The sequence below is a fragment of the Escherichia sp. KCJ4928 genome (assembly GCF_004352695.1).
GTDB lineage: Bacteria > Pseudomonadota > Gammaproteobacteria > Enterobacterales > Enterobacteriaceae > ECMA0423.
Genome location: NZ_SJWV01000038.1, coordinates 17,515 through 29,876, shown reverse-complemented (window position 1 = coordinate 29,876; position 12,362 = coordinate 17,515). Strand labels below are relative to the sequence as shown.

8 protein-coding genes and 2 tRNA genes are annotated in these 12,362 nt (G+C 52.6%); 5 read left to right on the top strand and 5 right to left on the bottom strand.

The genetic code is table 11. From position 1 onward, the window contains the following. Positions 1–143: 143 nt before the first annotated feature. The 3 genes from E0D98_RS08425 to orn all read right to left on the bottom strand — a co-directional run bounded on the left by E0D98_RS08425 (position 144) and on the right by orn (position 1,086). Positions 144–219, bottom strand: a tRNA-Gly gene (locus E0D98_RS08425). A gap of 35 nt (positions 220–254) precedes the next feature. Then, positions 255–330, bottom strand: a tRNA-Gly gene (locus tag E0D98_RS08420). A gap of 210 nt (positions 331–540) precedes the next feature. Then, positions 541–1,086, bottom strand: a complete 546-nt coding sequence (orn, locus tag E0D98_RS08415) for an oligoribonuclease (protein WP_001295188.1) — start codon at positions 1,084–1,086, stop codon at positions 541–543. Positions 1,087–1,180: 94 nt separating this feature from the next. Between orn and rsgA the strand changes: the two genes are divergently transcribed. The 3 genes from rsgA to mscM all read left to right on the top strand — a co-directional run bounded on the left by rsgA (position 1,181) and on the right by mscM (position 6,643). Next, positions 1,181–2,233 carry a small ribosomal subunit biogenesis GTPase RsgA gene (gene rsgA, locus E0D98_RS08410; RefSeq protein WP_000041970.1) on the top strand — a complete coding sequence of 351 codons (1,053 nt, stop codon included), beginning with the start codon at positions 1,181–1,183 and terminating at the stop codon, positions 2,231–2,233. A 96-nt stretch (positions 2,234–2,329) separates the two neighbouring features. Next, positions 2,330–3,298, top strand: coding sequence for an archaetidylserine decarboxylase (asd, locus tag E0D98_RS08405; RefSeq protein ID WP_000934920.1), 969 nt, complete (start codon positions 2,330–2,332; stop codon positions 3,296–3,298). A gap of 21 nt (positions 3,299–3,319) precedes the next feature. Beyond that, positions 3,320–6,643: a miniconductance mechanosensitive channel MscM gene (gene mscM, locus E0D98_RS08400; RefSeq protein WP_001236813.1), complete on the top strand. Its 3,324-nt coding sequence runs from the start codon at positions 3,320–3,322 to the stop codon at positions 6,641–6,643. A 150-nt stretch (positions 6,644–6,793) separates the two neighbouring features. Here mscM and yjeM read toward each other — a convergent pair whose 3' ends face one another. Together yjeM and epmA are read right to left on the bottom strand one after the other, a co-directional pair. Then, positions 6,794–8,296 carry a glutamate/gamma-aminobutyrate family transporter YjeM gene (gene yjeM / locus E0D98_RS08395; protein WP_047089050.1) on the bottom strand — a complete coding sequence of 501 codons (1,503 nt, stop codon included), beginning with the start codon at positions 8,294–8,296 and terminating at the stop codon, positions 6,794–6,796. Between the two features lie 218 nt (positions 8,297–8,514). After that, entirely contained in the window at positions 8,515–9,492 is a 978-nt protein-coding gene (gene epmA / locus E0D98_RS08390; protein WP_000004771.1) for an elongation factor P--(R)-beta-lysine ligase, read from the bottom strand. Positions 9,493–9,816: 324 nt separating this feature from the next. Between epmA and frdA the strand changes: the two genes are divergently transcribed. Together frdA and frdB are read left to right on the top strand one after the other, a co-directional pair. Then, positions 9,817–11,625: a fumarate reductase (quinol) flavoprotein subunit gene (gene frdA / locus E0D98_RS08385; RefSeq protein WP_001192973.1), complete on the top strand. Its 1,809-nt coding sequence runs from the start codon at positions 9,817–9,819 to the stop codon at positions 11,623–11,625. Next, positions 11,618–12,352 carry a fumarate reductase iron-sulfur protein gene (gene frdB / locus E0D98_RS08380; RefSeq protein WP_000829498.1) on the top strand — a complete coding sequence of 245 codons (735 nt, stop codon included), beginning with the start codon at positions 11,618–11,620 and terminating at the stop codon, positions 12,350–12,352. The genes frdA and frdB overlap by 8 nt, the downstream gene beginning before the upstream one ends. The last annotated feature ends 10 nt before the right edge of the window (positions 12,353–12,362 follow it).

The following is a 12,362-nucleotide window of genomic DNA, read 5'->3' as shown; positions in this document are numbered from 1 at the left end:
ACTATTCACCGTGCGAAGTTTCTTTGAAATTAAGATTACAGCCTGAGGCTGTGGATAACTCTGTTTACAAGAGTTTGTCAGAGACAACGAAAACCAGCAATAACGCATCGCATCGCTGTGGATATTTTATTGAGAGAAGAATTTGGAGCGGGAAACGAGACTCGAACTCGCGACCCCGACCTTGGCAAGGTCGTGCTCTACCAACTGAGCTATTCCCGCTTGGGTGGTCTGTGCCTTACAGCACTTTCAAATTTTGGAGCGGGAAACGAGACTCGAACTCGCGACCCCGACCTTGGCAAGGTCGTGCTCTACCAACTGAGCTATTCCCGCGTACTACTTAATTTTGCTTTCGTAATTTTCGCATTTCTGCGTCGTTACGGGAGGCGCATTATACGAGAAATCTTTCCCTCTGCAACCCCCCAAAAAAGTTTTTTTTGCGTTTTTATCTCAAGTGCTGAAATTATCAGCAAGACGTTCAATTTAGCGTCAAAATCACGCCGCCGCAAGTGGATTCCGGCGCTTACGTGACCAGGAAAAATTTTACAGCTTGATAAAATGCTCGCGGTAGTAAGCCAGCTCCGCCACCGATTCACGGATATCATCCATCGCCTGATGCGTCCCCTGCTTGGTAAAACCATCCAGAATTTCCGGCTTCCAGCGGCGCGCCAGCTCTTTCAGGGTGCTGACATCGAGATAACGGTAGTGGAAGTAGGCTTCCAGCTCCGGCATGTATTTAAACAGGAAACGACGGTCCTGACCGATGCTGTTACCGCAAATCGGCGATTTTCCCGCAGGCACCCACTGTTTTAAAAATTCGAGCGTTGCCAGTTCAGCTTCCCGATCGCCCATCGTGCTCGCTTTCACGCGCTCTACCAGCCCGCTGGCGGTATGGGTGCGCACGTTCCAGTCATCCATCAGCGCCAGCTGTTCATCAGACTGGTGTACTGCAATGGTCGGCCCTTCTGCCAGAATATTCAGGTTGGCATCGGTCACCAGCGTGGCAATCTCAATAATGCGATCGCGCTCGGGATCCAGACCGGTCATCTCAAGATCGATCCAAATCAGGTTGTTTTCATTGGCACTCATGCTATTTTCCACCCATTCACAGTGACTATATTGATCCACAATTGCGTGTATCATAGATGTTTTGCCCATCAGGGGCGACCAGGAGTCTGTACGATTGAGTAAAAATAAACTCTCCAAAGGCCAGCAGCGCCGCGTGAACGCCAATCACCAGCGTCGTCTTAAAACGTCTAAGGAGAAGCCCGACTACGACGACAATCTGTTTGGCGAGCCTGATGAAGGTATCGTCATCAGCCGCTTTGGTATGCACGCTGATGTGGAATCCGCCGATGGCGACGTTCACCGCTGCAATATTCGCCGTACCATCCGTTCGCTGGTAACCGGCGACCGCGTAGTCTGGCGTCCGGGTAAACCGGCGGCGGAAGGCGTAAATGTCAAAGGGATCGTGGAAGCGGTGCATGAGCGCACCTCAGTGTTGACGCGTCCGGATTTCTACGACGGCGTGAAACCTATTGCCGCCAACATCGACCAGATTGTCATTGTCTCCGCCATTTTGCCGGAGCTGTCGCTCAATATTATCGACCGTTACCTGGTGGCCTGCGAAACCTTGCAGATTGAGCCGATTATTGTGCTCAATAAGATAGACCTGCTGGACGACGAAGGCATGGCGTTCGTCAACGAGCAGATGGATATCTACCGCAACATTGGTTATCGCGTATTGATGGTTTCCAGCCATACTCAGGATGGGCTAAAACCGCTGGAAGAGGCGTTGACCGGGCGCATCAGCATTTTTGCCGGCCAGTCTGGCGTCGGCAAATCCAGCCTGCTGAACGCGTTGCTGGGGCTGCAAAAAGAGATCCTGACCAACGATGTCTCTGACAACTCGGGTCTCGGTCAGCACACCACGACCGCCGCACGACTGTATCACTTCCCGCACGGCGGTGATGTGATTGATTCCCCTGGTGTGCGTGAGTTCGGCCTCTGGCACCTGGAGCCGGAACAAATCACTCAGGGCTTTGTCGAATTCCATGACTATTTAGGTCTGTGTAAATATCGCGATTGCAAACACGATACCGATCCGGGCTGCGCTATCCGGGAAGCGGTTGAGGAAGGAAAAATCGCGGAAACCCGTTTCGAAAACTATCACCGTATTCTGGAAAGCATGGCGCAGGTAAAAACGCGTAAAAACTTTTCTGATACGGATGACTGACAATTAAGCTAACCGTCGTTAGAATCGTCCCCTTTTTTTCAGGATCCGGCATGTAGGCCGGATCAGGAACGACAAAACAATGGCCTGGAGGCTACCTTGTTAAATTCATTTAAACTTTCGCTACAGTACATTCTGCCGAAACTATGGCTTACTCGCCTGGCGGGTTGGGGCGCAAGCAAGCGGGCAGGATGGCTGACAAAACTGGTTATCGATCTGTTCGTTAAATACTACAAGGTCGACATGAAAGAGGCGCAAAAGCCGGACACCGCCAGCTACCGCACCTTTAACGAATTCTTTGTCCGTCCGCTGCGTGACGAAGTACGCCCAATCGATACCGATCCGAATGTCCTGGTCATGCCTGCCGATGGCGTTATCAGCCAGTTGGGTAAAATCGAAGAAGATAAAATCCTGCAAGCCAAAGGCCACAACTACAGCCTCGAAGCCTTGCTGGCAGGCAACTATCTGATGGCGGACCTGTTCCGCAACGGTACGTTTGTGACCACTTACCTCTCCCCGCGTGACTACCACCGCGTACACATGCCGTGCAACGGTATTCTGCGTGAGATGATCTACGTGCCGGGCGATCTCTTCTCCGTTAACCATCTCACCGCTCAGAACGTGCCGAATCTGTTTGCCCGTAACGAACGCGTGATTTGCCTTTTCGATACCGAATTTGGCCCAATGGCGCAGATTCTGGTCGGAGCGACGATTGTTGGCAGCATTGAGACGGTCTGGGCGGGCACCATTACGCCGCCGCGCGAAGGTATCATCAAGCGCTGGACCTGGCCTGCCGGGGAAAACGACGGTTCTGTGGCACTGCTTAAAGGCCAGGAAATGGGTCGCTTTAAACTCGGTTCCACCGTTATCAACCTGTTTGCACCGGGTAAAGTGAATCTGGTTGAGCAACTGGAAAGCCTGTCTGTCACGAAAATTGGCCAGCCGCTGGCAGTATCTACCGAAACCTTTGTTACGCCAGACGCTGAACCTGCCCCGCTTCCTGCTGAAGAGATCGAAGCAGAACACGACGCCAGCCCATTGGTTGACGACAAAAAAGACCAGGTCTAATCCATCAAAGGAAACGCTGACGTGCGCCTGATTATCACTTTTCTGATGGCCTGGTGCCTCAGTTGGGGGGCGTACGCCGCGACGGCCCCCGATAGCAAACAAATCACCCAGGAACTGGAGCAGGCAAAAGCGGCGAAACCCGCGCAGCCAGAAGTCATAGAGGCACTCCAGTCTGCCTTAAATGCGCTTGAGGAACGAAAAGGTTCCCTTGAGCGCATCAAACAATATCAGCAAGTTATCGATAATTACCCGAAACTCTCCGCTACTCTGCGCGCACAATTAAACAACATGCGTGACGAGCCGCGCAGCGTGTCGCCGGGAATGTCTACCGATGCGCTGAATCAGGAAATTCTCCAGGTCAGCAGTCAGTTGCTGGATAAGAGCCGTCAGGCCCAGCAAGAGCAGGAGCGCGCCCGCGAGATTGCCGATTCACTGAATCAACTGCCGCAACAGCAAACCGATGCCCGCCGTCAGTTAAATGAGATCGAGCGCCGCCTGGGAACGCTTACCGGCAATACTCCGCTCAATCAGGCACAAAATTTCGCGTTGCAGTCTGACTCCGCACGCCTGAAAGCGCTCGTTGATGAACTGGAACTGGCGCAGCTGTCTGCCAATAACCGTCAGGAATTAGCGCGCTTGCGCTCAGAGCTGGCGGAAAAAGAGAGCCAGCAACTGGATGCGTATTTGCAGGCCTTACGTAATCAGTTGAATAGCCAACGTCAGCTTGAGGCGGAGCGGGCGCTGGAAAGTACCGAATTACTGGCAGAAAACAGTGCCGATTTGCCGAAAGATATCGTCGCGCAATTCAAAATTAACCGCGAACTATCGGCGGCACTGAATCAACAGGCGCAGCGGATGGATCTCGTTGCCTCGCAACAGCGTCAGGCTGCCAGCCAGACGTTACAGGTCCGGCAGGCGTTGAATACGCTGCGTGAACAGTCGCAATGGCTGGGATCGTCCAACCTGCTCGGTGAAGCGCTGCGGGCGCAGGTGGCACGGCTACCAGAAATGCCAAAACCACAACAGCTTGATACCGAAATGGCGCAGTTGCGTGTGCAACGGTTACGTTATGAGGATCTGCTTAATAAACAGCCGCTGCTACGGCAAATCCATCAGGCCGACGGTCAGCCGCTGACCGCCGAGCAAAACCGTATTCTGGAAGCACAGCTACGCACTCAGCGTGAGTTGCTGAACTCATTGTTGCAGGGTGGCGACACGCTACTGCTGGAACTGACCAAGCTGAAAGTCTCCAACGGGCAACTTGAGGATGCGCTGAAAGAGGTGAATGAAGCGACGCATCGCTATCTGTTCTGGACCTCTGACGTGCGCCCGATGACTATCGCCTGGCCACTGGAAATCGCCCAGGATCTGCGTCGTCTCATTTCGCTGGACACCTTCAGTCAGTTGGGCAAAGCCAGTGTGATGATGCTGACCAGCAAAGAGACGATTTTGCCGCTGTTTGGCGCGTTGATTCTGGTCGGTTGCAGTATTTACTCGCGCCGCTATTTCACCCGTTTTCTTGAACGTTCGGCGGCGAAAGTCGGCAAAGTGACTCAGGATCACTTCTGGCTCACGTTGCGCACTCTTTTCTGGTCGATTCTCGTCGCGTCACCGCTGCCGGTGCTGTGGATGACGCTGGGTTACGGCTTGCGCGAGGCGTGGCCTTATCCGCTGGCGGTCGCGATTGGCGATGGCGTAACGGCCACCGTGCCGCTGCTGTGGGTAGTGATGATTTGCGCCACCTTTGCCCGCCCGAACGGCTTGTTTATCGCTCATTTTGGCTGGCCGCGCGAACGTGTTTCCCGTGGGATGCGCTACTACCTGATGAGCATCGGGCTTATTGTGCCGCTGATTATGGCGCTGATGATGTTCGATAACCTCGACGACCGTGAATTCTCCGGTTCGCTGGGACGGCTTTGCTTTATCCTCATTTGCGGTGCGCTGGCGGTGGTCACCCTCAGCCTGAAAAAGGCCGGGATCCCACTGTATCTCAACAAAGAGGGCAGCGGCGACAACATTACCAACCATATGCTGTGGAACATGATGATTGGCGCGCCGTTGGTTGCCATTCTGGCGTCGGCTGTGGGTTATCTGGCAACGGCGCAGGCACTGTTAGCGAGGCTTGAAACCTCGGTTGCCATCTGGTTCCTGCTACTGGTGGTTTATCACGTTATCCGCCGCTGGATGCTGATCCAGCGTCGCAGGCTGGCGTTTGACCGGGCGAAGCATCGCCGGGCAGAGATGTTAGCGCAACGCGCGCGTGGCGAAGAGGAAGCGCATCATCACAGTAGCCCGGAAGGGGCAATTGAAGTCGATGAAAGCGAAGTCGATCTCGATGCCATCAGTGCGCAATCCTTGCGGCTGGTGCGCTCAATTTTGATGTTGATCGCCCTGCTTTCTGTCATTGTGCTGTGGTCAGAAATCCATTCCGCTTTCGGCTTCCTCGAAAATATTTCGCTGTGGGATGTCACCTCCACGGTACAGGGCGTAGAAAGTCTGGAGCCAATTACCCTCGGTGCGGTGCTGATTGCCATTCTGGTGTTTATCATCACCACGCAGCTGGTGCGCAACCTGCCCGCGCTGCTGGAACTGGCGATTTTGCAGCACCTGGATTTAACGCCGGGTACGGGCTACGCCATCACCACCATCACCAAATATCTGCTGATGCTGATTGGCGGGCTGGTCGGCTTCTCGATGATTGGTATTGAGTGGTCGAAATTGCAGTGGCTGGTCGCCGCGCTCGGTGTTGGTCTCGGTTTTGGTTTGCAGGAAATTTTCGCCAACTTTATCTCTGGTCTGATTATCCTGTTCGAAAAACCGATTCGCATTGGCGATACGGTGACAATTCGCGATCTCACCGGTAGCGTGACGAAAATTAACACCCGCGCCACCACCATCAGCGACTGGGACCGTAAAGAGATAATCGTGCCGAACAAGGCGTTTATTACCGAGCAGTTTATCAACTGGTCGCTCTCTGACTCGGTCACGCGCGTAGTGTTGACGATTCCGGCCCCTGCTGATGCCAACAGTGAAGAAGTGACGGAAATCCTGCTCACCGCAGCGCGTCGCTGCTCGCTGGTGATCGACAACCCGGCACCGGAAGTCTTCCTGGTGGATCTGCAACAAGGGATTCAGATTTTCGAGCTGCGTATTTACGCCGCTGAGATGGGTCACCGTATGCCGCTACGCCATGAGATCCACCAGCTAATTCTGGCAGGCTTCCATGCCCACGGTATCGATATGCCATTCCCGCCCTTCCAGATGCGTCTGGAAAGCCTCAACGGTAAGCAAACGGGGAGAACATTAACTTCTGCGGGCAAAGGTCGTCAGGCGGGAAGTTTGTAATGCATGAAGCTGCCAAATGATGTCAACGTGGCTCATTTAGCAGCTTAACATCATCTTCAGTTATCACCGGCCCTGGAGAGTATCATCCATACGCATTACTTCCTGACAACTCATCGCCGGAGAGACGATGAGTTGCAGGATTTCATATGATCAGTCGAGAGCTAACTCAGGTTTATTCGCCATGCGACTGCAATAGTTCTGGTAAATCGCCATCGCTAACAGCGAGAAGAAGACAGGGCCGCCAATCATCCACAATGTGCTGTCCCAGTCTCCGGCTTCAACCACAGGTTGAATGATGGTGAAGACGTTCGCAAATGTCACCACCAGTACGACAACCACTGTCGCAATCATTGTCGACAAATGCGTTTTGAAAATCACAAACGGTCTGTCGAGATCCTGACGTGCTTTAAAGAACGGGAAAGCCAGCGCGAGGAACAGGTAAGGAAGCGTCATAGACACGTTCGCCATCAGCGTCAGCTTGTTAAAGAACGCCGATGCGGTACCGCCACCAAACGAAACCAGCAGGATGAAGACAGTAACCAACCCGCACTGCATCCACATGGCGATAGAAGGCATCCCCATCGCATTCAGGCGCGTCATCGGTTCCGGCCACAACGCTTTCGGCGTCCCCTGGATGATGGCTTTCAGCGGTGAATAGCAAAGCGTAAAGAACGCCCCGGTATAAGCGAGGAACATCGAAAGTCCGGTAATACGCGCAAACCATACACCCAGCGACAATGACGCTTCAGGTGACAAATGCAGTGCGTTACCCAGCGTCACCCCGAGGCTCTTCATCAGCACATAGGTAATATTGCCGAGGTTAACGGAACCATTACTTAATACCTGCTGCCAGTTTGTGCTGACACCCCATAAAAATATTGCCAGCGAATAACCGATTGAAATAACAATAGCGGCAAAAACAATACCTTTGGCAAAGTTCTTTTCTGGATTTTCCGTTTTATCGACCAGACCACCAACCGCTTCAATTCCGCCATAGGCAAAAATAGCAAATACCACAAACGATAGCATTGCCAGACCGGACTGATAACCTGGGTTCGGTGATGCAAGGAAATTAATATCCTGCGCGAAATGCCCACCATTTAATAACAAAATAGTAATGCTTACTAACAGCAATACTAAATTCAGACACATTACTGCAATACCGCCCACCGCAGTAATGCGGGCAATTTTATTAATCCCCTTTGAAGCAACGACGGTGACCAGAATCATCCATGCCACTGCCAGCAGACCAACCACCTGCGTAGGCTCCAGTCCGGCAATACGCCAGTGCTGGGTCATGTCGCTACCATAGAGGAATGTTGAGAACGGTACCCAAACTTTCGCGGAGGTACTCACCATCCAGATGATATAAGAGGAAAACCACATAAACGTACCAATGAAGGCAAAACGTGGTCCGACACTATTATTCATCCAGGAATAGATACCACCTTCTTCTTTGCGATAAGCAGCTCCCATTTCAGCCATCATTAAGGCGAATGGAATAAAGAATAACAATGCAGAAAATATATAAAAGGGAATCGCACTATAACCCATTAAGTAATAAGCCGATGGGCTATTGGCAAATCCAAATACGGAAGTAAAGATCATCAATATGAGTCCTATCAGACTCATCTTTTTTATCGTGTGAGGCATGAAACCATCCTTCATTTCAGCGCGTGTATAACACGTGCCCACTGAACTGCACTGCGCAACATTGAGCAGGCAGCGTAAAAACCAATACAGAATTGATACCTGGATGATATCAAATATCCAGTCTTAAATTGTGGCCTTTAACGGAAAAATGAAAACATATGCTACAGAATGGCGCTTATCACGCCATTCTTCGCTGTTAATTCAGTAATTTTTCAGAATTATGCCCGGTCAACGCTAAAGGCGATGACTTCAGCCAGTGTCTCCGCGCCCAGCGCCAACATCACCAGACGATCAACACCTAATGCCACGCCGGAACAGTCAGGCATACCGACTTTCAAGGCTTCAATCAGATTCTGGTCAATGGGGTGCTGCGGCAAACCGCGCGCCGCGCGCTTACGGTTATCTTGTTCAAAGCGTTGTTGCTGCTCACGGGCATCCGTCAATTCATGGAAACCATTCGCCAGCTCAATACCTTTATAATAAACCTCAAAGCGTTCAGCGACCCGATGATCTTCGGTACTGATTTGCGCCAGTGATGCCTGGCTGGCTGGAAAGTGGTACACAAAGGTCGGTTTTTCTTTGCCAATATTTGGCTCTACGCCAAAGGTAAACAGCAATTGTAGCAGCGTGTCGCGGTCTTCTTCGGTATCAGCAACATTGCTCAAATCCAGTTTCGCTGCGACTTCCCGCAGTTGCGTTTTGTCGGCAGAGAGCGGGTCAATTTCCAGATAACGCAAGAAAGCTTGTTGATAAGAAAGGCTTTCTGCTGCCGGGCAGTCCAGCACCTGTTGTAAGAGATCGTCCACCTCGTTCATCAACCGGTACATATCATAGTGCGGTCGATACCACTCCAGCATAGTGAACTCAGGGTTGTGATAACGCCCCATCTCTTCATTACGGAAGCTGCGGCACAGCTGGAATACCGGCCCACAACCGGCAACCAGCAGGCGTTTCATATGGTATTCCGGGCTGGTCATTAACCAGAGATTCATCCCCTGCGAATGCCCGGGGCCAACGAAACGTGTCTCAAACGGGACCAAATGAATATCGGTTACCGTCGCCTGGCTCATACAAGGCGTCTCCACCTCCAGCACTCCACGATCGGCAAAGAAACGACGGATCTCCGCCATAATCGCCGCGCGTTTTAATAAGTTAGGAATGGATGCGCTCGGCTGCCAGGATGCCGTTTCGCTCATAGTTAAATCTCCAGTTTTTGACAAGGGCACGAAGTCTACTCGCAACGCGACGGCGAGACAAATTTTACGCAGGAATCAAACAGCGGTGGGCAGTGACTAAAAAAAGCACGATCTGATGGTTTAGTAATTAAATTAATCATCTTCAGTGATAATTTAGCCCTCTTGCGCACTAAAAAAATCGATCTCGTCAAATTTCAGACTTATCCATCAGACTATACTGTTGTACCTATAAAGGAGCAGTGGAATAGCGTTCGCAGACCGTAACTTTCAGGCACTTACCCTGAAGTACGGGGCTGTGGGATAAAAACAATCTGGAGGAATGTCGTGCAAACCTTTCAAGCCGATCTTGCCATTGTAGGCGCCGGTGGCGCGGGATTACGTGCTGCAATTGCTGCCGCGCAGGCAAATCCAAATGCAAAAATCGCACTAATCTCAAAAGTATACCCGATGCGTAGCCATACCGTTGCTGCAGAAGGGGGCTCCGCCGCTGTCGCGCAGGATCATGACAGCTTCGAATATCACTTTCACGATACAGTAGCGGGTGGCGACTGGTTGTGTGAGCAGGATGTCGTGGATTATTTCGTCCACCACTGCCCAACCGAAATGACCCAACTGGAACTGTGGGGGTGCCCATGGAGCCGTCGCCCGGATGGTAGCGTCAACGTACGTCGCTTCGGCGGCATGAAAATCGAGCGCACCTGGTTCGCCGCCGATAAGACCGGCTTCCATATGCTGCACACGCTGTTCCAGACCTCTCTGCAATTCCCGCAGATCCAGCGTTTTGACGAACATTTCGTGCTGGATATTCTGGTTGATGATGGTCATGTTCGCGGCCTGGTAGCAATGAACATGATGGAAGGCACGCTGGTGCAGATCCGTGCTAACGCGGTCGTTATGGCTACTGGCGGTGCGGGTCGCGTTTATCGTTACAACACCAACGGCGGCATCGTTACCGGTGACGGTATGGGTATGGCGCTAAGCCACGGCGTTCCGCTGCGTGACATGGAATTCGTTCAGTATCACCCAACCGGTCTGCCAGGTTCCGGTATCCTGATGACCGAAGGCTGCCGCGGTGAAGGCGGTATTCTGGTCAACAAAAATGGCTACCGTTATCTGCAAGATTACGGCATGGGCCCGGAAACTCCGCTGGGCGAGCCGAAAAACAAATATATGGAACTGGGTCCACGCGACAAAGTTTCTCAGGCCTTCTGGCACGAATGGCGTAAAGGCAACACCATCTCCACGCCGCGTGGCGATGTGGTTTATCTCGACTTGCGTCACCTCGGCGAGAAAAAACTGCATGAACGTCTGCCGTTCATCTGCGAACTGGCGAAAGCGTACGTTGGCGTCGATCCGGTTAAAGAACCGATTCCGGTACGTCCGACCGCACACTACACCATGGGCGGTATCGAAACCGATCAGAACTGTGAAACCCGCATTAAAGGTCTGTTCGCCGTGGGTGAATGTTCCTCTGTTGGTCTGCACGGTGCAAACCGTCTGGGTTCTAACTCCCTGGCGGAACTGGTGGTCTTCGGCCGTCTGGCCGGTGAACAAGCGACAGAGCGTGCAGCAACTGCCGGTAATGGCAACGAAGCGGCAATTGAAGCGCAGGCAGCTGGCGTTGAACAACGTCTGAAAGATCTGGTTAACCAAGATGGCGGCGAAAACTGGGCGAAGATCCGCGACGAAATGGGCCTGGCAATGGAAGAAGGTTGCGGTATCTACCGTACGCCGGAACTGATGCAGAAAACCATCGACAAGCTGGCAGAGCTGCAGGAACGCTTCAAGCGCGTGCGCATCACCGACACCTCCAGCGTGTTCAACACCGACCTGCTCTACACCATTGAACTGGGCCACGGTCTGAACGTTGCTGAATGTATGGCGCACTCCGCAATGGCACGTAAAGAGTCCCGCGGCGCACACCAGCGTCTGGACGAAGGTTGCACCGAGCGTGACGACGTCAACTTCCTCAAACACACCCTCGCCTTCCGCGATGCTGATGGCACGACTCGCCTGGAGTACAGCGACGTGAAGATTACTACGCTGCCGCCAGCTAAACGCGTTTACGGTGGCGAAGCGGATGCAGCCGATAAGGCGGAAGCAGCCAATAAGAAGGAGAAGGCGAATGGCTGAGATGAAAAACCTGAAAATTGAGGTGGTGCGCTATAACCCGGAAGTCGATACCGCACCGCATAGCGCATTCTATGAAGTGCCTTATGACGCAACTACCTCATTACTGGATGCGCTGGGCTACATCAAAGACAACCTGGCACCGGACCTGAGTTACCGCTGGTCCTGCCGTATGGCGATTTGTGGTTCCTGCGGCATGATGGTTAACAACGTGCCAAAACTGGCATGTAAAACCTTCCTGCGTGATTACACCGACGGTATGAAGGTTGAAGCGTTAGCTAACTTCCCGATTGAACGCGATCTGGTGGTCGATATGACCCACTTCATCGAAAGTCTGGAAGCGATCAAACCGTACATCATCGGCAACTCCCGCACCGCGGATCAGGGTACTAACATCCAGACCCCGGCGCAGATGGCAAAGTATCACCAGTTCTCCGGTTGCATCAACTGTGGTCTGTGCTACGCCGCGTGCCCGCAGTTTGGCCTGAACCCAGAGTTCATCGGTCCGGCTGCCATTACGCTGGCGCATCGTTATAACGAAGATAGCCGCGACCACGGTAAGAAGGAGCGTATGGCGCAGTTGAACAGCCAGAACGGCGTATGGAGCTGTACTTTCGTGGGCTATTGCTCCGAAGTCTGCCCGAAACACGTCGATCCGGCTGCGGCCATTCAGCAGGGCAAAGTAGAAAGTTCGAAAGACTTTCTTATCGCGACCCTGAAACCACGCTAAGGAGTGCAAC

Bases quoted from the DNA above. Each gene is read 5' to 3' on its own strand.
- yjeM (WP_047089050.1), bottom strand. From the start codon at position 8,296: ATGCCTCACACGATAAAAAAGATGAGTCTGATAGGACTCATATTGATG.
- frdB (WP_000829498.1), top strand. From the start codon at position 11,618: ATGGCTGAGATGAAAAACCTGAAAATTGAGGTGGTGCGCTATAACCCG.
- orn (WP_001295188.1), bottom strand. From the start codon at position 1,086: ATGAGTGCCAATGAAAACAACCTGATTTGGATCGATCTTGAGATGACC.
- epmA (WP_000004771.1), bottom strand. From the start codon at position 9,492: ATGAGCGAAACGGCATCCTGGCAGCCGAGCGCATCCATTCCTAACTTA.